This window comes from Xanthomonas sp. NCPPB 2586, assembly GCF_041475775.2.
In the GTDB taxonomy this organism is placed as follows: domain Bacteria; phylum Pseudomonadota; class Gammaproteobacteria; order Xanthomonadales; family Xanthomonadaceae; genus Xanthomonas; species Xanthomonas campestris.
The window spans coordinates 2,404,787-2,425,329 of sequence record NZ_CM192981.1 but is presented as its reverse complement, the minus strand read 5'-3'; the positions used below and the strand labels follow the sequence as shown (position 1 = coordinate 2,425,329).

The 20,543-nt window shown below is 64.9% G+C and carries 17 protein-coding genes and 5 tRNA genes; 10 read left to right on the top strand and 12 right to left on the bottom strand.

What is annotated here, in order from left to right; translation table 11 throughout:
- Nucleotides 1–50: 50 nt before the first annotated feature.
- From ACCQ09_RS10385 to ACCQ09_RS10370, 4 genes are all read left to right on the top strand, one after another.
- A tRNA-Ala gene (locus ACCQ09_RS10385) sits at nt 51–126 on the top strand.
- Between the two features lie 47 nt (nt 127–173).
- Nucleotides 174–249: transfer RNA gene (locus ACCQ09_RS10380), tRNA-Glu, on the top strand.
- Between the two features lie 749 nt (nt 250–998).
- Nucleotides 999–1,074 (top strand) — tRNA-Ala (locus ACCQ09_RS10375).
- Nucleotides 1,075–1,127: 53 nt separating this feature from the next.
- Nucleotides 1,128–1,203, top strand: a tRNA-Glu gene (locus ACCQ09_RS10370).
- Between the two features lie 285 nt (nt 1,204–1,488).
- On the opposite strand, the gene ACCQ09_RS10365 is transcribed toward ACCQ09_RS10370, so the two are convergent.
- The gene (locus ACCQ09_RS10365; protein WP_011037297.1) at nt 1,489–1,665 is read right to left on the bottom strand and encodes a hypothetical protein; all 177 of its coding nucleotides are present in this window, start codon (nt 1,663–1,665) and stop codon (nt 1,489–1,491) included.
- 279 nt (nt 1,666–1,944) lie between these two features.
- Nucleotides 1,945–2,031: transfer RNA gene (locus ACCQ09_RS10360), tRNA-Leu, on the bottom strand.
- A gap of 139 nt (nt 2,032–2,170) precedes the next feature.
- On the opposite strand from ACCQ09_RS10360, the gene ACCQ09_RS10355 reads away from it, so the two are divergent.
- Nucleotides 2,171–2,551 (top strand): response regulator, encoded by a 381-nt coding sequence (locus ACCQ09_RS10355; RefSeq protein ID WP_029216977.1) that lies wholly within the window; start codon nt 2,171–2,173, stop codon nt 2,549–2,551.
- Between the two features lie 95 nt (nt 2,552–2,646).
- Complete coding sequence (locus ACCQ09_RS10350; RefSeq protein ID WP_372386286.1) at nt 2,647–6,057, top strand: PAS domain S-box protein; 3,411 nt, start codon at nt 2,647–2,649, stop codon at nt 6,055–6,057.
- Nucleotides 6,058–6,093: 36 nt separating this feature from the next.
- Here ACCQ09_RS10350 and ACCQ09_RS10345 read toward each other — a convergent pair whose 3' ends face one another.
- Nucleotides 6,094–8,457 carry a Tex family protein gene (locus tag ACCQ09_RS10345; RefSeq protein ID WP_228427810.1) on the bottom strand — a complete coding sequence of 788 codons (2,364 nt, stop codon included), beginning with the start codon at nt 8,455–8,457 and terminating at the stop codon, nt 6,094–6,096.
- A 104-nt stretch (nt 8,458–8,561) separates the two neighbouring features.
- Nucleotides 8,562–8,789: a hypothetical protein gene (locus ACCQ09_RS10340; RefSeq protein WP_042599220.1), complete on the bottom strand. Its 228-nt coding sequence runs from the start codon at nt 8,787–8,789 to the stop codon at nt 8,562–8,564.
- A 192-nt stretch (nt 8,790–8,981) separates the two neighbouring features.
- Between ACCQ09_RS10340 and ACCQ09_RS10335 the strand changes: the two genes are divergently transcribed.
- Complete coding sequence (locus ACCQ09_RS10335; RefSeq protein WP_040941265.1) at nt 8,982–10,193, top strand: NAD(P)/FAD-dependent oxidoreductase; 1,212 nt, start codon at nt 8,982–8,984, stop codon at nt 10,191–10,193.
- Here the strand turns inward: ACCQ09_RS10335 and ACCQ09_RS10330 are convergent.
- From ACCQ09_RS10330 to ACCQ09_RS10310, 5 genes are all read right to left on the bottom strand, one after another.
- Nucleotides 10,151–10,666 carry a hypothetical protein gene (locus ACCQ09_RS10330; protein WP_011037303.1) on the bottom strand — a complete coding sequence of 172 codons (516 nt, stop codon included), beginning with the start codon at nt 10,664–10,666 and terminating at the stop codon, nt 10,151–10,153. The genes ACCQ09_RS10335 and ACCQ09_RS10330 overlap by 43 nt on opposite strands.
- Nucleotides 10,636–10,836: a PspC domain-containing protein gene (locus ACCQ09_RS10325; RefSeq protein ID WP_011037304.1), complete on the bottom strand. Its 201-nt coding sequence runs from the start codon at nt 10,834–10,836 to the stop codon at nt 10,636–10,638. The genes ACCQ09_RS10330 and ACCQ09_RS10325 overlap by 31 nt, the downstream gene beginning before the upstream one ends.
- A gap of 102 nt (nt 10,837–10,938) precedes the next feature.
- Complete coding sequence (locus ACCQ09_RS10320) at nt 10,939–12,015, bottom strand: class III poly(R)-hydroxyalkanoic acid synthase subunit PhaC (RefSeq protein ID WP_011037305.1); 1,077 nt, start codon at nt 12,013–12,015, stop codon at nt 10,939–10,941.
- Nucleotides 12,012–13,175 (bottom strand): class III poly(R)-hydroxyalkanoic acid synthase subunit PhaE, encoded by a 1,164-nt coding sequence (gene phaE / locus ACCQ09_RS10315; protein WP_011037306.1) that lies wholly within the window; start codon nt 13,173–13,175, stop codon nt 12,012–12,014. The genes ACCQ09_RS10320 and phaE overlap by 4 nt, the downstream gene beginning before the upstream one ends.
- A 59-nt stretch (nt 13,176–13,234) precedes the next feature.
- Entirely contained in the window at nt 13,235–13,849 is a 615-nt protein-coding gene (locus ACCQ09_RS10310) for a CDP-alcohol phosphatidyltransferase family protein (protein WP_014507867.1), read from the bottom strand.
- Nucleotides 13,850–13,977: 128 nt separating this feature from the next.
- Between ACCQ09_RS10310 and ACCQ09_RS10305 the strand changes: the two genes are divergently transcribed.
- On the top strand, nt 13,978–14,736 hold the full coding sequence (locus tag ACCQ09_RS10305; protein ID WP_011037308.1) for a 3-hydroxybutyrate dehydrogenase: 759 nt from the start codon (nt 13,978–13,980) through the stop codon (nt 14,734–14,736).
- Between the two features lie 208 nt (nt 14,737–14,944).
- Here ACCQ09_RS10305 and ACCQ09_RS10300 read toward each other — a convergent pair whose 3' ends face one another.
- From ACCQ09_RS10300 to ppsR, 3 genes are all read right to left on the bottom strand, one after another.
- Complete coding sequence (locus tag ACCQ09_RS10300; protein WP_011037309.1) at nt 14,945–15,433, bottom strand: NUDIX hydrolase; 489 nt, start codon at nt 15,431–15,433, stop codon at nt 14,945–14,947.
- 58 nt (nt 15,434–15,491) lie between these two features.
- The gene (locus ACCQ09_RS10295) at nt 15,492–16,001 is read right to left on the bottom strand and encodes a DUF1249 domain-containing protein (protein ID WP_014507870.1); all 510 of its coding nucleotides are present in this window, start codon (nt 15,999–16,001) and stop codon (nt 15,492–15,494) included.
- Nucleotides 16,002–16,206: 205 nt separating this feature from the next.
- The gene (gene ppsR / locus ACCQ09_RS10290; protein WP_011269676.1) at nt 16,207–17,028 is read right to left on the bottom strand and encodes a posphoenolpyruvate synthetase regulatory kinase/phosphorylase PpsR; all 822 of its coding nucleotides are present in this window, start codon (nt 17,026–17,028) and stop codon (nt 16,207–16,209) included.
- Nucleotides 17,029–17,170: 142 nt separating this feature from the next.
- On the opposite strand from ppsR, the gene ppsA reads away from it, so the two are divergent.
- A complete protein-coding gene (ppsA, locus tag ACCQ09_RS10285) occupies nt 17,171–19,549 on the top strand; it encodes a phosphoenolpyruvate synthase (RefSeq protein WP_011037312.1) in 2,379 nt (792 codons plus the stop codon).
- Entirely contained in the window at nt 19,549–20,508 is a 960-nt protein-coding gene (locus tag ACCQ09_RS10280) for a mechanosensitive ion channel family protein (RefSeq protein WP_011037313.1), read from the top strand. Before ppsA ends, ACCQ09_RS10280 begins: the two co-directional genes overlap by 1 nt.
- Nucleotides 20,509–20,543: the final 35 nt, after the last annotated feature.

Here is a 20,543-nt window from a genome sequence, read left to right as displayed (position 1 = left end):
GCGCTTGCGCGAACGTTAACGCATCGCTATCATTTCGTTCTCAGTTTCGTGGGGCCATAGCTCAGCTGGGAGAGCGCCTGCATGGCATGCAGGAGGTCGGCGGTTCGATCCCGCCTGGCTCCACCAAGTTCCGGACATAGGCCGTCTGGAATAGACAACCAGGTTTGATACGCGTCCCCATCGTCTAGAGGCCTAGGACACCACCCTTTCACGGTGGACACCGGGGTTCGAATCCCCGTGGGGACGCCAATCATCAAAAAGCCTCGGCATTGCCGGGGCTTTTTTCTTGCGTGCAATTTTTGCCAGATGTGCCAGAGCAGTGTGGTGATGCCTCACTGGCGACGCGCGTTGTGGGATTGCGTGTTGAAGCGTTTTCGAAGCTGGCCGGAGTCGCAAGAGCGGTCGAAGTGCGTGATTCCGATTGCGTGTGCATGACCTGGCGCTGCGACCACGACGCGCCGAGCCGAGCCGCGCCGCGCCGGAGTAAGACTTCACCACGTGCGCATTTGCGTGCGCCCTCGCCTTTCAAGCAGAGCAGACGATATGCACGCTGCTGCACACGTCACCTCGCTTGTCACCGCTGCAGCGACGCAGCGACGAGAACAGCACTTGGACGCAGCGCACGAAATTGCCTTTTTCCGCTTTGCACTAGCGTTCGGGCATGATGTGCACCCTTGTGGCTGCAACCCGCCACGCACTCACTAGCGCGCCACAAACGACTACAGGTTCCGCGAAACAAAAAACCAGACAGGAAAAGTTTCGAGATCAGCTGCGCATCGCAACACGCTTGGCTAACGCGATGCACAAAGCAGGACACACCTGACGCGTGTTGCCTGCCGACGAGATCAGCGACAAAGGGAAGCGCCGCACCCAGTGCGCGACACGACACAGCGCGTAGGCCGATCAGAACGCTGGCGCGTTACCGCATGAAAAAAATGTATCCGCACCTCTTCCCAACCCGGTTGCAGATCGCTATCATTGTCGGCTCGCAGCATCGCGGGGCCATAGCTCAGCTGGGAGAGCGCCTGCATGGCATGCAGGAGGTCGGCGGTTCGATCCCGCCTGGCTCCACCAACTTTCGGACAATAGGCCGTCCGCAAGCTAACAACGGGGTTGTTCGTTTATGCGTCCCCATCGTCTAGAGGCCTAGGACACCACCCTTTCACGGTGGACACCGGGGTTCGAATCCCCGTGGGGACGCCAACGACAAGAAGCTCCGCACTGCGGGGCTTTTTTGTTGGGTGACGTTGGAGCATTGCGGATGCACTAACCGCGCCTGGCGGCGCGTGGCGCGCACCCGGACTGTGCTCCAGTTTACGAGCTCGCGACTGCACGCACCCCGATTTAAACGTTGGCTGCGCGCCTGCGCCCTGGGCTGTTTAAAACCAGTAGCTCCGCTTCTGCGGCAAACGAATCGACTATCGCAACCAGGCGCCAGGACTCTCGTTCGTGTCGCCGCGCCACTACATTGTGCCGGCCTACATCGCGTCACACCTGCCCGTCATCAAGCGCCTTGCGCCCCTCGTGCGTCAGATCGATATCCGCGTCTTCCGCGTGCGTCGCATAGCCGGCGCGCACCGCCCAGTCGGCCTCTTCTTCGCTCACCGGCGTGGTGGCGTGGATGTCGCGAAGAATGCGCAGCTTCTGTTCTGAGTCGATCGCCATGATGGGCACCTGATCTTGAGAGAGGCCTCAAAGGTACGGACCAGGCGTGATGGCTGCGTGCCTATGCGAACACTCTTGCTCGCCAAACAACTCAGACAGCCAACGTACGACGGCAACTCCGATGTGCGGGCACTGAGCATCCATGGCAATGCATCCCCACATATCGCAGCAGCCCGCCTGCACCCAGCCGCAAAGCGCACCGGTGCACCGGCGCACAGCGGAAACGTAAAAGCCCGCCTGGATGACTCCAGGCGGGCTTTTAGATGTACCGCAAGAACTTGGTGCCGAAGGTGGGACTCGAACCCACACGCTTTTAAGGGCGGCGGATTTTGAGTCCGCTGCGTCTACCGATTCCGCCACTTCGGCGTGGCCGCGCAGTATAGCGAGTTGTCAACGAAACGAACAGTGTCAGGAATTGCCTGACGAATTCATGTGCAAGCAGCGTCAGCAACGCGGCGCTCAGCCTGGGCCGATATACTCACCGGCTACCGTGAAGGAGTAAGCAATGTCGGCGTTGCGTGGAGTTCGGGTACTCGTGGTCGAAAACGATGACATGAATGCCATGCTGCTCGAAATGCAGCTGATCCAGGCGGGTGCGGCCGTGGTCGGGCCGGTGGGTGAGGTCGACGACGCGCTGCAGCTGATCGAGGCCGATGCGCCGGATACTGCCGTGCTGGACTATCGCCTGGGCAACGGCCAGACCAGCGAACCGGTTGCGCGGCGGCTCACCGAACGCGGCATTCCCTTCGTGCTGGCCACCGGCGTGGCCAGTGCCAGCATCCCGCACGGGTTTGAACGCGGGGTCATCCTGACCAAGCCGTACATGTCCGACGAGCTCGTCGATGCCCTGGCCAAGGCGCGCCAGCGCAGCGGTGCCAGCAGCTGACGCATTGTCAGCGGCGACGTTGTCACTAGAATCACTGCATCCAGGGCTGACAGGTGGGATGCATCATGGCCATCGCCGCGCCGGCCATTGTTGAGTTGCTGCCAGAGCATCGCGAAACCACAGCGCTATTGCCGCATGCGGACGAAAGCGCCCTCGCCCTGCTGAGCGAAAGTCCTGCGCTGTCGACAGCGCTTTCGCTTTGCCTGCATGCACAGGTGCCGATGGTGCTGGTGTGTGGCGAGGCCTCGCACTGCCTGTACAACGATGCCTGCATCCCGCTCCTCGGTGCGCTGCATCCGCACGTGTTCGGCCAGCCGCTCGCTACAGTTACCGCCCAACGCCTGGTGCTGGCGGGAGCGACAGACAGACAGCAGCACCCCGAGCCATCGGCATGGTCGTGCAGCCCGGTGCTCGAAAGCGGCAGGCCGTTGGGCCAGCTGTATATCGCCGCCCATCCGCGCGGACAGCCGTCGCAGTGGCACGGCAATACGCTTGCGGCAACAACCCTGGCTCTGCCGTCGCCCACAGACGAACGCAGCCACGACAGCTTTCTATTGCATCTGGAAGATGCCCTGCAGCATGTCTCCGAACCGCGCGCGATCGTGGACACCAGCGTGCGCCTGCTCGGCGAGCATCTGCGGGTCAACCGCTGCGCATTCGGCCTGGCGGCGGAGGACCACAGTGTGATGCACGTGATCAGCGACTACGTGCAGGACATGCCTAGCCTCAAGGGAGATTTTCCGTTGGAAGCCGCGCAGGGGCTGCGCGATGCGCTGCTGGAAAACCGCACCTGGTTCACCACCGACGCGATGGCCCCCGGCGCGCCGGACTACGTAGTCGAGCAATACCGGCATTCCGGCCTGCGCGCGTCGCTGGCGATTCCGTTGCACAAGCATGGCCAACTGGTGGCGGCAATCGGCGTGCATCAACGTGCACCGCGGCAATGGGCCTCGACCGACATCGAACTGGTGCGGCTGGTGGTGGCACGGTGCTGGGAGTCGATGCAGCGGGCCAAGGCGCAGCGCCAGTTGGCGGCCAGCGAGGCGCGGCTGCGGCGGCTGGCCGACACGGTGCCGCAGATCATCTTCATCGCCGATCCGGCAGGCCAGCCGGACTATTTCAATCAACGCTGGTACGAATACACCGGCCTGAATCCGGACACGGAGGCCAGCGCCGCGTGGCAGCAGGCACATTCGGCCGCAGGCTTGCGCATGTCCGGCCACGCGTGGGCACTGGCGCTCAATGGCGAGCGCGCCTACGAGATCGAATGTGAGCTGCGCCGCCACGATGGGCAGACCCGCTGGCACCTGGCGCGTGCCCTGCCCGTCCGCGACGAACATGGACGCATCAGCGAGTGGATCGGCACCTACACCGATATCCACGACCGCCGCGGGTTCGAGCACAAACTGCGCGAAAGCGAGGCGCGCTTCCGCGCATTGTGCGAGACGGTGCCGGCGATGATCTGGATGGCGGACGTGGACGGCAACTGCGTCTACTGGAACCCGCAATGGTATGAGTTCACCGGCCAGGGCGAGGAACAGGCCCTGGACCAGGGCTGGTGGAATGCGATGCATCCCGATGATGCGGCGCGTGTGCGGCATGCCTTCGAGCAGGCGCTCGATGCACGCGGCGCGTTCATCGCCGAATACCGCATCCGCCGCCACGATGGGCAGTACCGCTGGTGTATCGACACCGCGTCGCCGCACTTCGGCAGCGACGGGCGCTTTCTGGGCCACATTGGTTCGCTGACCGATATTTCCGACCGCAAGCGGATCGAAGATGCCACCGCATCCGACCGCGCGATCCTGCGCCTGATCACGACCGGTGCGCCATTGACGGTGGTGCTCGATGCCATCGCGCTGAGCGTGGAAGCGCGCGGCGAAACACCGCTGTATTGCGCAGTGATGGTGCTGGATGAGGAGCACCAGACCTTGCAGTTTGCGGCGGCCCCGCATCTGCCGCGCGATTACAGCGGCGATTTCGAGAATGCGCCGATCGGGCCGTCTGGCCCGCCGTGCGCGCGCTCGGCCTATAGCGGCCTGCAGGTGATCTGCGAGGACATCGCCAACGATCCGCGCTTTGAAGACCACCGCGCACTCTCGGCGGCGATGGGGATTGCCGCCTGCTGCGTCACGCCGATTCTGGGCAGCAATGGCGCCGTGCTGGGCACGCTCAACATCTATTACGCGCAACCGCATCTGGCTTCGCTGCGCGAACAGGCCATGGCACGCTCGGCATCGCATCTGGCCGGCATCGTGATCGAGCGCACGCGCGTGGATGCCAAACTCAAGGCCTCGCTGCAGGCTGAAACCGCTGCACGCAATCAGGCCGAACACGCCAGCCGGGTCAAGGATGAATTTCTGGCCACGCTCAGCCACGAACTGCGTACGCCGCTCAACGCGATCCTGGGATGGTCGCGCCTGATGCAGGCCGATGCCTTCGAGCCGGCCAAGCTGGGCAAGGGACTGGTAGTGATCGAGCGCAGTGCGCGCGCGCAAACGCAGATCATCGACGACCTGCTGGATATGAGTGCGATCCTGTCCGGCAAGATCCGCCTGCAGCCCGAACACTTCGACATCGCCGGGCTGGCGCGCAGTACCGTGGAATTGATGCAGCCTACCGCACAGGCGCGCCAGATCCGGCTGGAGCTGGATGCGCCGCTGCAAGGCAGCCTGTGGTTCTTCGGCGATGCCGGACGCCTCCAGCAGGTGCTGACCAACCTGATCAGCAACGCGCTCAAGTTCACCGCACCCGATGGCGATGTGCGCGTGAGCCTGGAGGTGGAAGAGCAGCGCCTGCGCCTGTGCGTGCGCGACACCGGGATCGGCATCGCCGCCGATTTCCTGCCGCATGTGTTCGACCGCTTCCGTCAGGCCGATGCCGGCACCACCCGCCGCGTGGGCGGATTGGGGCTGGGGCTGTCGATTTCGCGCCAATTGATCGATCTGCACGGCGGCAGCTTGGGCGCCTCCAGCGCCGGCGAAGGTCATGGCGCGACGTTTACCGTGGTGCTGCCGTTCCAGCATGGCGTCAGCGACCAGCGTCCCGCACCAGAGCCCGCCCACACCGGCCCGCTGCCCACCGCCGCACATGGCCGGCTCGATGGCGTGCGCCTGCTGCTGGTGGACGACGACCAGGACTCACGCGAGGCGGTGATGCATTTCCTGATGCTGGCCGGCGCGCAGGTGCAGGCGGCCGGCTCGGTGGATGCAGCGGAAGCGCACCTGGCCGCGGCGCATTACGACGTGCTGGTGAGCGATATCGCCATGCCGCTGCGCGATGGCTACGACCTGATCCGCAGCGTGCGCTCGGGCCGGCCGGAACTGCCGCGGCACATCCGCGCGATTGCCCTCACCGCCTACGTGCGCGAAGAGGACCGCGACCGCGCCATCGTGGCTGGCTTCGACGCGCACATGGGCAAGCCGGTGGAGCCACCGGGGCTGATCGACCTGATCGAACGCCTGGTGCTGCCCGCCGGTGCGGTACGCACCGACCCATCCGCCTGAACAACGCACCCTGGCGCGGGCCAGGGTGCGTTGTGATCAGCTGCGTTTGGCGCGCGCGAAGGCGTCGGCCAATGCGTTGTTGGCGGGCGGCGCACTGGTCCGTGGCTTGGCAGTGCCGGCTGCCGGGCCACGCCCGCCACCACCGCCTCCATCGCGCCTGCCCTGCCCCGCGCCACGTGTGTCGCGTGACTGCGCGGCCGCGTCGGCCGGTGGCGGCGTATCCGACAACCGCCGGGTCAGCGCGATGCGTTTGCGCGCCACGTCCACTTCCAGCACCTTGACCTTGACGATGTCGCCGGCCTTGACCACGTCGCGCGGGTCCTTGACGAAGGTGTCCGACAGCGCCGAGATGTGGACCAGGCCATCCTGGTGCACGCCGATGTCGACGAACGCGCCAAAGGCCGCGACGTTGCTGACCACACCTTCCAGGATCATGCCGGGCTTGAGGTGCTTGATGTCCTCGATGCCCTCGGCGAACTGCGCCGCCTTGAATTCCGGGCGCGGGTCCCGGCCGGGCTTTTCCATTTCCTTGAGGATGTCGCGCACGGTGGGCACACCGAATTGCTCGTCGGTGAACTGCTCCGGCTTGAGCGCGCGCAGGAAGCTGCCATCGCCCAGCAAGGCCTTGATTGGCTTGCCGGTGCTGCTGACGATGCGCTCCACCACCGGGTAGGCCTCCGGGTGCACCGCCGACACATCCAGCGGCTCATCGCCGTCGGCAATGCGCAGGAAGCCGGCGCATTGTTCGAAGGTCTTGTCGCCCAGGCGCGGGACCTTGAGCAGGTCCTTGCGGCGCTTGAACGGGCCGTTGTCGTCGCGATGCCGCACGATGTTTTCCGCCACCGTACTGGACAGGCCCGATACGCGTGACAGCAAGGCCGCCGAGGCGGTATTGACGTACACGCCCACGGCGTTGACGCAGTCTTCCACGCGCGCGTCCAGCGCCTTGGCCAGGCGATATTGGTCCACGTCGTGCTGGTACTGGCCCACACCGATTGCCTTGGGCTCGATCTTGACCAACTCGGCCAGCGGGTCCTGCAGGCGCCGCGCGATCGACACCGCACCGCGCAGCGAGACATCCAGGTTCGGGAATTCCTTGGCGGCGAATTCAGATGCGGAGTACACCGATGCGCCGGCTTCGCTGACCACGATCTTCTGCAGCTTGGCGCCGTCGCACAAGGCAATTGCCTCGCCGGCAAGCTTGTCGGTCTCGCGGCTGGCAGTACCGTTACCGATCGCGATCAGCTCCACGTTGTGCTGCAGGCACAGCTTCTTGAGCGTCTGCAGCGACTGGTCCCACTGCCGCTTGGGTTCGTGCGGGTAGATCGTCTCTGTGGCCACCAGCTTGCCGGTGGCATCAACCACGGCGATCTTGCAGCCCGTGCGGATGCCAGGGTCCAGGCCCAGCACCACGCGCGGGCCGGCCGGGGCCGCCAGCATCAGGTCCTTGAGGTTGTCGCCGAACACGGCAATCGCCTCGGCCTCGGCCTTTTCGCGCGCCTGGTTGAACAGGTCCAGCAGCAGGTGCATGTGCAGCTTGGCGCGCCAGGTGAGCCGGCAGGCATCGAGCAACCAACGATCGGCCGGGCGGCCTTGATCGGCAATGCCGGCACTGCGCGCCACACGCCCTTCGGCGTACTGGTGACCGGCGTCGGCATCGGTGCCCGGGTCCAGATCCAGGTAGAGAAATTCTTCGCGGCGCGCCCGGAACAAGGCCAGCAGGCGATGCGAGGGAATCCTGGCCAGCGATTCGGCATGGTCGAAGTAGTCGCGGTACTTGGCACCGGCCTCTTCCTTGCCCTCGGCCACACGCGCACGGATCACGCCATTGTCGTTCAACCAGCTACGCAGTTCGCCGACCAGTGCGGCGTCTTCGCCCCAGCGCTCCATCAGGATCGCGCGGGCGCCTTCCAGTGCGGCCTTGACGTCGGCCACGCCCTTGTCGGCATCCACGTAGGCCGCTGCGGTGGTGTCCGGCGCCTGGGTGGGGTCGCCCAGCAAGGTGTCGGCCAGCGGTTCCAGCCCGGCCTCGCGCGCAATCTGCGCACGCGTGCGGCGCTTGGGCTTGTACGGCAGATACAGGTCTTCCAGGCGCGACTTGGTGTCGGCAGCGACGATTTCGCTGCGCAGTTCGTCACTGAGTTTGCCCTGCTCGCCGATGCTGGACAGGATCGCGGCGCGGCGGTCTTCCAGTTCGCGCAGGTAGGTCAGGCGCGTTTCGAGGTTGCGCAGCTGGGTGTCGTCCAGACCGCCGGTGACTTCCTTGCGGTAGCGCGCGATGAACGGGACGCTGGCGCCTTCATCGAGAAGGGCAATGGCGGCGCGCGCCTGGGCGGGTTGGGCACCGATCTCATCGGCGATGGTGCGGGCGATCTGCTGGGCAAGCTGGGTGTCGTGCATGGCGGCGCGGTTGGAACCGCTTCACTGTCAAAAATGCATTTTCGCAGTGCAAGGGCGCTGCGGAAACCCGTTGACAGGACCGCCGTAAACCTATGCCGACGCGCTCAGCTGACGCGGCGTGCGTAATGGGTGGCGGCGCGCTCGACCAGAATGCTTTCGTGCAGCGATTCCAGCGCCATGACGCGGATCTTGCCCACGTCCTTGAGCGGCACCATGCGCTCCACGTACACCTCCGGACCGGCCTCGGTCATGGTGCGCGACTTGCTGAAGCCGTACGGCACCACACCCTTATCGCCATCCTTGCTGCCACCGACGTACAGGACAATCGACATACCCTCACCCTCTTCTGCTGCTGTTGCTGCGTTGACGGCGCGAGCATAGCGAGCACGCCGTGAGGAGCTTTTCCACGCACGTTAACGCCGGCTGTTTGCGATTTGGTGACCGCCCGATGGCGGCTGCACGCGTCACGGCCGCTTCACCCCGCTTGATCGTCCAATCCAGTTCCGCCCGCTCACCGACACCGCATGAACCTTAAAAGTGGTTATCCGTTCTGGTCGATGCGCAACGGATTGATGCGTCCTTATCCGCGCCTGGAGCAGGACACCCACTGCGAGGTGGCAATCATTGGCGGCGGTGTGACCGCGGCATTGATCGCACACGAGCTGCTGCGCCACGGCCATGAGGTCGTGGTGATCGAACAACGTGAAATCGGCTGGGGCAGCACCTCGGCCAGCACTGCGTTGCTGCAATACGAGATCGACACGCCGATGGTGGATCTGGCGGCGCAGTACGGTATGCCTGCCGCCGCGCTGGCCTATGGTGCGTGCGCGAAAGCGATCCTGGATCTGCAGGAGCTTTGCGATGGCCTGGGCGGCTGCGACTTCACGCGCCAGGACAGCCTGTACTACGCCAGCCGTGCGCGGGATCTGAAGGATCTGCAGCGCGAACTGGACGCACGCAAGACACATGCGCTGCCGGTGGAGTGGATCGCCGGTGACGCGCTGTGGCACGACTACGGCGTGCGTTCGGAAGGCGCTATTCTCAGCCGGCTCGCCGCCAGCGTGGACCCCTACCGCCTGTGTTACCGGTTGTTCGCAGAATGCGAGCAGTACGGCGGCCGCATCTACGACCGCAGCCCCATCGCCACCCTCCAGGCGCATGACCAGCATGTCGATCTGCGCACCCAGGACGGGGTCAATGTGCGCGCGCGGCACGTGATCATGGCCGCAGGCTATGGCAACCAGCAGTGGCTGTCGCAGCGGGTGGCACGCAACCGGAGCAGCTATGCCTTCGTCACCGACCCGCTGCACGACACCGATGTGGGCGCGCTCAAGCACACCATGATGTGGGAGACCGCGCGCCCCTACCTGTACGTGCGCACTACCGCCGATGGCCGCGTGGTGGCCGGCGGCGAAGACGACAGCATTGATATTCCCGCGCGCCGCGACGCACGCGTGCTCAGCAAGACGGACACGCTGCTGAAGAAGATCGCCAAGGTGATGCCGGACGTGCGGCTGCGGCCGGTGTTCGCCTGGGGCGGCACGTTTGCCGAAACCGCCGATGGGCTGCCGTTCTTCGGCACGCATTCCGAGCACGGCCCGCGTGTGGCCTTTGCCATGGCATATGGCGGCAATGGCATCACCTACAGCGCGATCGGCGCCGGCCTGCTACGTGCGCAACTGGAAGGCCGCGCTTACCCGTTGTCGGACTTGTTCGGCTTCTCGCGACTGGGCTGAGACCACCACGGCCACCACCCGTGGCCGTGTATTGCGTAGGCATCTGCGGCGCGCTCAAGCGGGTTGCGCACGTGGATGCCGCCGCACAGCAGGTACACCGGAAGAAATAGCGGGCCGAGCAGCATGTATTGATACACGTGCGCGCGCTCGTGATCGCCGAGCCGCACCGCCGGGTGCACGCAGCGACCGGCGGCATGCGCATAAGTGGCGCATTGCAACTCCAACGATGCGCCCTTCAACAAGATGACATTGCCCAACGTCATCGCCCCGCCCGGCCCCCATGGCCAGGCATGGAAGACCACTGCGCGCTCAGTGGCTGACCAGCGCGGCCGCGCGCCAAAACAGGCGCCCAACGTACCGATCGCCAGCCCGATCAGCGTGTTCGGCAACGTCCACAGCGCACCCAGTACCTGCAGCGCGCCCAGCCAGCGCGGGACGCGGCTCAGTCGGCCTGATTCGGGATCAGCAGCCACAGGATCAGGTAGACCAGGATGCCGGGAAATGCAGCCGAAGCGATCGACACGATCACGAACAGGATGCGCAGCAGGGTCGAGCTCCAGCCGAAGCGGCGCGCGATGCCGCCGACGACGCCGGCAATCATGCGGTCGTTGAGGGAACGGGACAGTGCAGTGGTGGTGGACATGAGCAGCCTCCTGGAATGTATCTCACAGTGTAGGCAGGCCAGCTACAGCGGATCGTGACGGCACGCGTGCGTGACGCACGCCCACCCCGTTGCATCACTGCGTCAACCGTTGCCGCCACGCGCCTGCAGCCAGCGATGGATCGCCACGGGCACCTCGCGCTGTGCACGGCCCGAGACGTAGATGCCGATGTGCCCACCGCGAAAGCTCAGCTCGGTGTAGTCCTCGCTGCCCACCAACCCACGCAGGGCGCGCGAGGCATCGGGCGGCACCAGGTGATCGTGCTCGGCATAGATGTTGAGCACCGGCATGTCGACAGCGTGCAGATCCACCGCCTGCCCGCCGATACGCACATCGCCGGTGACCAGGCCGTTGCGCTGGTAGAACTGGGTGACGAATTCGCGGAACGCTTCGCCGGCCAGGTCGGGCGAATCGAAGATCCATTTTTCCATGCGCAGGAAGTCCTCCAGCGCCTGCTTGTCATCGAGGATGTCGAGCAGCCCCACGTATTTTTGCAGGTTGAGCCGGAACGGCTTGAGCATCAGGTAACTGGCATTCATCAGATCCGCAGGCACATTGCCCATGGTGTCGACGAACAGATCCACATCGACCATGCGCGCCCAGTTGGAGAGCATGTTGTCGGGGGTGTGGAAATCCACCGGCGTGACCATGGTGATGAGATTGCGGATCTTGGCGCGCTCCAGCGCGGCATAGCAGAGCGCAAACGTGCCGCCCTGGCAGATGCCGAGCACGTCCACCGCCTCCAGACCCGACGCCGCACGCAGATGGTCCACCGCGCCATCGATGTAGCGCAGTAGATAGTCTTCCAGCGTGAGATAGCGTTCGGAGCGGTCCGGATACCCCCAATCCAGTACGTAGACGTCCTGGCCGTGACCGAGCAGGCCCTTGACCAGCGAACGATCGGCCTGCAGGTCCACCATGTACGGCCGGTTGACCAGCGCATAGACGATCAGCAACGGCGTACGCGCCACCGGCGCGGCATCGCCGACGAACCGGTACAGCACCACCTTGCCGTCGCGCCAGACTTCCTGCCGTTCGGTGACGCCGTAATCCACGTCCTCCACGCCGGGCAGCAGCTTGAGCCCTTCGCGCAGCTTGCGCTGCATCGACAAGGTCTCCTGCATCAGGTCCTCGGCACTGAATCCCAACGGGCCCTTCATGGCTTGCCTCCGCTCGGTGCGCGCGCCGGCGACTTGGAAGTCTTGGTCGCCTTCTTTGCAGCCGGTCGCGTGTTGGATGCTTTCGGTCTGGATGTCTCTGGCGCAGCTGCTGTCTGGCGCGTGGCGCGCTTGGCTGGCGCGGCCTCAGGCGGGGTTGTTGGCTGGGCAGCCGCACGTGGCGGTGCGCTGGCAGCGGCGACTGGCGCCGGGCCCGCATCAGGCTTGGGCGCGGACGCCGCAGCCGGCTTGGCTTGCGCGCCACGCAGCATGCGACGCACCGCCCGCTCCAGCTCGGCAATACGCCGATGCGCGGCATCCATCTCGGAACGGGTCGGCATGCCGAAGCGCTCGCTCACCTGTTCCACTTCCTGTTGCAGGGCCGCGCGCAGCCGCATGTGCGCGTTGGCAAAGCCGCCGTAGACCTCGCGGAACTGATCCGACAACGCCACGTCCGCATACGATTCTTCAGCCGCTTCGATCCACAGATCGAACAAGGCGCGCGCGCTGGTCAGCTGGCTGCCACTGGTTTCGTGTTCGCTCAACTTGCGTTCGAAGCGCGCAAACGCCTGGTCGATCGCTGCCTTGAGCTGCTCGGCATAGGCCTGCGACTGCGCCTGGTAATCCTGCTGCGCGCGGGCCAAGGTCTGCCAGCGTGATTGATGATTGCGATTGAGGCCGAAGGCCGGCATCTCCAGCCAGGCGGCATTGTCTTCGCGCCAGCGCTGCAACGCCTGCGCGGCTTCTTGCAACCACGGATCGAAGCCGCCCTTGCTGCCGCCATGCAGCGAGCCCAGCGTCCATTGCATCAATTGCTCGCCCTGCCCTTGCACGGCGTGCCGCCAGGCGTCGGAGACCGCGCTGGCAGAGGTATCGCGACCGGCGAACTGCGCGGCCACCTGCTGCATGGTGCCGTACCAGTCCCCGGCCTGGGTACGGAAGCGGTTGATCGCCTCCTGCGCCTGCGGGGCGGCCTGCGTGGGCAACACCTGCGACCACCAGTCGACCGCCTTGCGCCAGTCCTGCGGCGTCTCGCCAGCCGGGCCCGGCGGCGGTTGCGCGGCGGAAGCGGACTGGCCGTGGCGCATGGCATCTCCCCAGGCGCTCCAGTATTGGCGCGCCTTGTCTTCGAAGTTGCCGTTGTCCGAACCGCTGGTTGTCATCGTCCACTCCCGTGGCTGGTCTACCCAGCCATCCTACCGCGTGTGTTCCGCCGCACCGGTCAGGGCTTGGGGATGCGCAGCGTCTTGCTGATCATCAGCGAGCCGGACACCGCGAACAGCAGCACCAGCGGGTGGAATTGCCAGGGCCCGAGCTGCCACTGCCCCCACCACAACGTCTGGCCGATATGCCCGGTGCTGGCCGCCACCGCCAGCAGGATCACCAGCACCAGGCTGGTGGGGATCGGTGTGCCTTCGAAATACGGCACCTTGTCGGCCTCGCCGGCGATCTCTTCGGCGGTCACGTTGTAGCGCGCCAGCCGGCTCACGCCGCAGCAGACGAAATAACTGAGCACCAGCCAGTCCCAGCCGCCGCGCATGCCGCAGGCATAGCCAAGCGCGGCTGGCGCCACGCCGAACGAAATCACGTCGGCCAACGAATCCAGCTCGCGGCCCAGCGTCGAGGACGCCTTGCGCCAGCGCGCCACGTGACCGTCCAGCGCATCGAAGACGAAGGCCAGCGGAATCAGCGCCATGCCCAGCAACAGGTCGCCGCGGTGGCCTTCCTGCAGAAACCGCATGGCCGCAAACACCGCCCCGGTGCCGCAAAAGGCGTTTGCCAGCGTGAACCAGTCTGCGAGTTGAAAGTCGCGCAGCATCGAAAAATGGCGTTTCATGCGGAACCTGAGGGCATCGAGGCGCAAAGGGTAACGCGCGCGCGACGCGCAGGCGACCGTTTCAACGTGCTCGGCTACCCTGGCGGCCACTGGCACCGTTTCAGTGCCGCATTCCACGAGGACACCCGATGCGCAGCATCCTGATCACCGGTGCCGGCAGCGGCATCGGCGCCGGCCTGGCCACCGTTCTTGCCGCCGACGGCCACCACCTGCTGGTGAGCGACGCCGACCTGGCCGCGGCCGAGCAGACCACCCAGCAGGTGCGTGCGGCCGGCGGATCGGCCGAGGCCCTGGTACTGGACGTCACCGACGAGCACAGCATTGCCCAGGCACTGGCGGCCGCCGCGCGCGCGCCCGAGGTGTTGGTCAACAACGCCGGCCTGCAGCACGTTGCGCCGCTGGAGGAGTTCCCGATGCAGCGCTGGGCGCTGCTGGTGGACGTGATGCTGACCGGTGCCGCACGTCTCAGCCGCGCGGTGCTGCCGGGCATGCGTGCGGGCGGCTACGGGCGCATCGTCAACATCGGCAGCATCCATTCGCTGGTGGCCAGCCCTTACAAGAGCGCCTACGTGGCTGCCAAGCATGGGCTGATCGGGCTGTCCAAGGTGCTCGCGCTGGAAACCGCCGACTGCGACATCACCGCCAACACGCTGTGCCCCAGCTATGTGCGCACGCCGCTGGTGGAGCGGCAGATCGCCGACCAGGCACGCACGCGCGGCATTGCCGAAGACGCGGTGATCCGCGAGGTGATGCTCAAGCCGATGCCCAAAGGCGCCTTCATCGAGTACGACGAACTGGCCGGCACCGTGGCCTTCCTGATGTCGCACGCGGCGCGCAATCTCACCGGCCAGGCCATTGCCATCGACGGTGGCTGGACCGCGCAATGAGGCAGTGGCGAAATTTTCACCAGGGCTCTTGACAGCCAGATGGGGCAAGGCCTGAACACGGTTGTCCACAGACTTGCGCAGTTTCCATCCACAGGGGGTGTGGAGAAGTTGGCAAAGCCGGTGCGGTGGGCTTCACAGTTCGGCCGTCAGTGATGGCTAAGCCCAGTCACCGAGATTGCATGCTTGCGCCGTAGACCGGGCGCCGCCCTCACACGCGCGAATACGACCACGACTGCATGCGTCCGTCCCGATACGGCATCACGCCATGGAACGGGCGCGGGTCGCCATCGAACACCAGCGGCAGAAAGTTGCGGTCGCCCTCCCACATCGGCACCTGGTCCATCTGCGCAATGGGGACCCATTCCAGGGTGCCTTCGGGGTTGGAGGTCTGCGGCGTACCGTCGAAGCTGTGGATCAGGAACACGAATCCCAGCCAGTCCTCGCCCTGCTTGCCGAAGCCCGGCCAGCTGATGGTGCCGCGCAGCTGCATCTGGCCGCATTCCACGCCGGCTTCCTCGCGGATTTCGCGGCGCATGCAGGCCAACACGTCTTCATCGGCTTCCAGTTTGCCGCCGAGCCCGTTGTATTTGCCCAGGTGATGATCCCCGGGGCGGGCATTGCGATGGATCATCAGTACCTGGGTGCCATCCGGCGACAGCAGGTAGCCGAGCGTGGCGACAATCGGGGTATGCGGCATGGCGAACGATCAGACATGAAGCACATCAGTATGACCGAAGCTGCGCGCCGCGCAGCGATCAGCTGATGGCCGGCTGCGCGTTGGCGCGCGGCGGCGCGACGTAGTCGGTGTCCAAACGCAGCGTGGCCACGCCATGGCCGCGCTCGGCCAGATAGTCCAGCCATTTGCCCAGGAACGTATTCATGCGCATGCGGTGGCTGATGAGCTCGGCAGGCGGCGGGAACATGCCCATGGTGTCCTGCCAGCGGCGGCCGACGTAGCAATGCGTGGTTTCGGCCTGGCGCGCATCCCGATACAGACGTACGTAGGCGGACGGGTCCGGCTCGCCGGTGACCGGGTCACACAGGTCGTAGGTCAGCCGCAGTTCCACCGTGTAGCGGTGGCATTCGATCACGTCCAGCCGCAGGTCCAGGCCGTCGCCGATCGAGGACACATACGAACCCGGAGCGAGGTCGGCCGGCGCGAACAGCCGGGTGAGGTGCTGGAAGTTTTCCGCATACAGCCCCATCAGCCAGCCGAACCGGCTCAACTTGGGGATGCGTTCGAGCTTACTCAGTGCTTGCGCCATGCATCGATCCTACACGCTGGGCTGCCGCACGGGCAGCATTGACGGCGGCCGAAGGCCGGGCCACTCTTGGCGGAGCACTGCCCCGCCCGCTTCAATACGTCACCGGGTGCCGACCGGCCATACCGCGCCGCATTGCTGCAGTAAGCAGACAGTGGCGGCCTGCCCGCTTCAGCAATCCCGACTCCCGCCGCACCAATCCCCGCTCCTAGAACATCTCGCGCTGCAAGCCGAGCGTGGACAGCACCTTGCTGGAGATTTCCTCGATCGAGGTGTTGGTGGTGCTGAGGGTTGGAATCCGTTCCATCTGGAACATGCGCTCGGCCGTGGCCACCTCGCGGCGGCACGTCTCCGCTGCGCTGTAGCGCGAATTGGCACGCCGCTCCTGGCGAATCTGTTGCAAACGCTCCGGGTCAATGGTCAGCCCAAACAACTTGCTGCGGTAGTTGCGTAGCCGGGGCGGCAAGCGTTCGCTTTCGAGGTCTTCTTCGGTCAACGGATAGTTGGCGGCGCGAATGCCGTAATGCAAGGCCAGGTAGATGCAGGTGGGCGTCTTGCCTGCGCGCGACACCGCCACCAGGATCACATCGGCTTCGTCGTAATTGAGCGCGATGCCATCGTCATGGCTGAGTGCGAAGTTCATCGCATTGATGCGGCGGTGATAGGTCTCGAAGTCGACCATGCCGTGCGCGCGACCCACGCGCGAATGACGCGGCGCGTTGAGCTCACGCTCCAGCGGTTCGATAAAGGGAGCAAACACATCCAGCATCAATGCGCCGCTCTCGGCCAGGATCATGCTCAACTGTGGATCCACGCACGAATTCACCACCACCGGCCGCACCTGGTAACGCTCGCCTGCCGCGCGCACACGCAGTGCTGCATCGCGCGCTTTGTCTGCATCATCGATGAACGACATACGGTCGGTGACAAAGTTGAACCCGCTGAACTGCGTGAGCAGGCTATGCCCAATCGTTTCAGCGGTGATACCGGTTCCATCGGACACGTAAAACACCGGCCGGATTGTTGACATCGACTCCACCTCTTTGAACTAGTGTCCAAAACTTACGGGTTCATGCTTGTGCAGGCTCCGCTGTGCACTGCATCATAGCGGCTTCTTCCTACGGTCGCGGCCATTCAGCCCGCTCGGGCGATGGCCATACGGAGCATCGCGCTTGAACGAGAATATCCTGTGGTTGCATGAGCTACGCCTGGTCGATCTGGCCCGCGTAGGCGGTAAAAATTCCTCGCTCGGCGAGATGATCGGCAACCTGGCCGGGTTGGGCGTTTCGGTTCCCGGTGGATATGCGACCACTGCCGAAGCATTCAAGGACTTCATCGCGCACAACGATCTGTCAAAGCGCATTTTCGACAAGCTGGAGACGCTGGACGTTGAAGACGTCACCGCGCTCACGGTCGCCGGCAAGGAGATCCGCGGCTGGGTGATCGACGCCCCGCTGCAGCCGGAGCTGGACCGCGACATCCGCAGCGCCTACGAAAAACTCTGCGCCGAGAACGGCGGCGGCGAAGTGGCCGTGGCTGTGCGTTCGTCGGCAACCGCCGAAGACCTGCCCGATGCCTCGTTCGCCGGCCAGCAGGAAACCTTCCTCAATGTGACCGGCGCCGACGACGTGGTGCACAAGGTCAAGGAAGTATTCGCCAGCCTCTACAACGACCGCGCGATTGCCTACCGCGTGCACCACGGCTTCAAGCACGAAGATGTGTTCCTGTCGGCCGGCGTGCAGTTGATGGTGCGCTCCGGCGTGGGTTCGTCCGGCGTGTTGTTCACCCTGGACACCGAGTCCGGCTTCCGCGACGTGGTGTTCGTCACCTCCAGCTTCGGCCTGGGCGAAATGGTCGTGCAAGGCGCGGTCAATCCGGACGAGTTCTACGTCTACAAGCCCACGCTCACTGCGGGCAAGCCGGCAATCCTGCGCCGCTCGCTCGGCAGCAAGGCAATCCGCATGGTGTATTCGGATGTGCCCGGTGAACGCGTGCGCATCGAAGACACGCCGGTGGAGTTGCGCAACACTTTCTCGATCAGCGACGAAGATGTGCAGGAGCTCTCCAAGCAGGCGCTGGTGATCGAAAAGCATTACGGCCGCCCGATGGATATCGAGTGGGCCAAGGACGGCGTGAGCGGCAAGCTGTTCATCGTGCAGGCGCGCCCGGAGACGGTGAAGTCGCGCAGCCATGCCACCCAGATCGAGCGTTTCTCGCTGGAAGCCAAGGACGCCAAGATCCTGGTCGAAGGCCGTGCGGTTGGCGCCAAGATCGGCAGCGGCGTGGCACGCGTGGTGCGCTCGCTGGAAGACATGAATCGCGTGCAGGCCGGCGACGTGCTGATTGCCGACATGACCGACCCCGATTGGGAGCCGGTGATGAAGCGTGCCTCGGCCATCGTCACCAACCGCGGTGGCCGCACCTGCCACGCGGCGATCATCGCGCGCGAACTGGGCGTGCCGGCGGTGGTGGGTTCGGGCAATGCGACCGACGTCATCAGCGACGGCCAGGAAGTCACCGTGAGCTGCGCCGAGGGCGACACCGGCTTCATCTATGAAGGCTTGCTGCCGTTCGAGCGCACCACCACCGACCTGGGCAACATGCCGCCTGCCCCGCTCAAGATCATGATGAACGTGGCCAACCCGGAGCGCGCATTCGACTTCGGCCAGCTGCCCAACGCCGGTATCGGCTTGGCGCGTCTGGAGATGATCATCGCCGCGCACATCGGCATCCATCCCAACGCACTGCTGGAATACGACAAGCAGGACGCCGACGTCCGCAAGAAGATCGACGCCAAGATTGCCGGCTACGGCGACCCGGTGAGCTTCTACATCAACCGCCTGGCCGAAGGCATCGCGACCCTGACCGCGTCGGTGGCGCCGAACACGGTGATCGTGCGGTTGTCGGACTTCAAGTCCAACGAATACGCCAACCTGATCGGTGGCTCGCGTTACGAGCCGCACGAAGAGAACCCGATGATCGGCTTCCGCGGCGCCAGCCGTTATGTCGATCCGTCCTTCACCAAGGCGTTCTCGCTGGAGTGCAAGGCGGTGTTGAAGGTGCGCAACGAGATGGGCCTGGACAACCTCTGGGTCATGATTCCGTTCGTGCGCACGCTGGAGGAAGGCCGCAAGGTGATCGAGGTGTTGGAGCAGAACGGGCTCAAACAAGGCGAGAACGGGCTGAAGATCATCATGATGTGCGAGCTGCCGTCCAATGCGCTGCTGGCCGATGAGTTCCTGGAGATCTTCGACGGCTTCTCGATCGGCTCCAACGACCTGACCCAGCTCACCCTGGGCCTGGACCGCGATTCCTCGATCGTGGCGCACCTGTTCGACGAGCGGAACCCGGCGGTGAAAAAGCTGCTGTCGATGGCGATCAAGTCGGCGCGGGCCAAGGGCAAGTACGTGGGCATCTGCGGCCAGGGGCCGTCGGATCACCCGGAACTGGCCGAGTGGTTGATGCAGGAAGGCATCGAGTCGGTGTCGCTGAATCCTGACACCGTGGTCGATACCTGGCTGCGCCTGGCCAAGCTCAAGAGCGAGGGCTGATGGGAATGGTGGGTGGAGTGTTGGCGGCGGCTGCGGGAGCGGCCGCCGCAAAACCGGCGGCAGCGAAGTCGCCGGCCTTTGACTGGAGCAACCTCAATTGGGCGGAGTACGCGCTCAATTGCGGGTTGGCACTGCTCATCCTCGTGGTGGGCATGTGGCTGGCCAAGCAACTCAGCCAGTGGCTGCACCGCGCACTGACGCGGGCACGGGTCGAAATCACGTTGGCCAACTTCCTGCGCAACGTGTCGTATGCGTTGTTGCTGGTGCTGGTGTTCGTGAGCGCACTGAGCAAAATCGGCGTGCCGCCGACGTCGCTAATTGCGGTGCTTGGCGCGGCCGGTCTGGCAGTGGGTTTGGCATTGAAGGACTCGCTGTCCAACATCGCCGCGGGCGTCATGCTGATCGTGCTGCGGCCGATGCGCGATGGCGACCACGTGGTGATTGCCGGCCAGGAAGGCATCGTCGATGAGATCCGGATCTTCCAGACCCGGATCAAGGCGTTCGACGAACGCATGATCACGCTGCCCAACAGCACGATCACGACCGCGCCCATCATCAATTACAGCACGCTGCCCACCCGCCGCCTGGAAGTCACCGTGGGCGTCGGCTACGGCGACGATCTCAAGAAGGCGCAGCAACTGCTGCTGCAGATTGCCAAGGACAACCCGAACGTCCTGGACACACCGGCGCCGTTCGTCCAGGTCACCAACCTGGGCGAAAGCACGGTGGATCTGATGCTGTTTGCCTACGCCAGCAACGGCAATTTCGGCGCGGCCAAGAGCACCACGCTGGAGCAGATCCGCGACCAGCTGCTGGAAAACGGCTTGAGCATCCCCTACCCGCAGCGCGACCTGCACGTGTATCACCACGATGCCGATGGCAAGCCGATTGCCGAGCTGCTGCGCAAGGGCGTCACCGACGATGGCGATCTGACCAAGGGGCCGCCGCTGGCCCGTTGAGCCTGCATGGGCACGCGGTGCAGTGAGTCAAACGC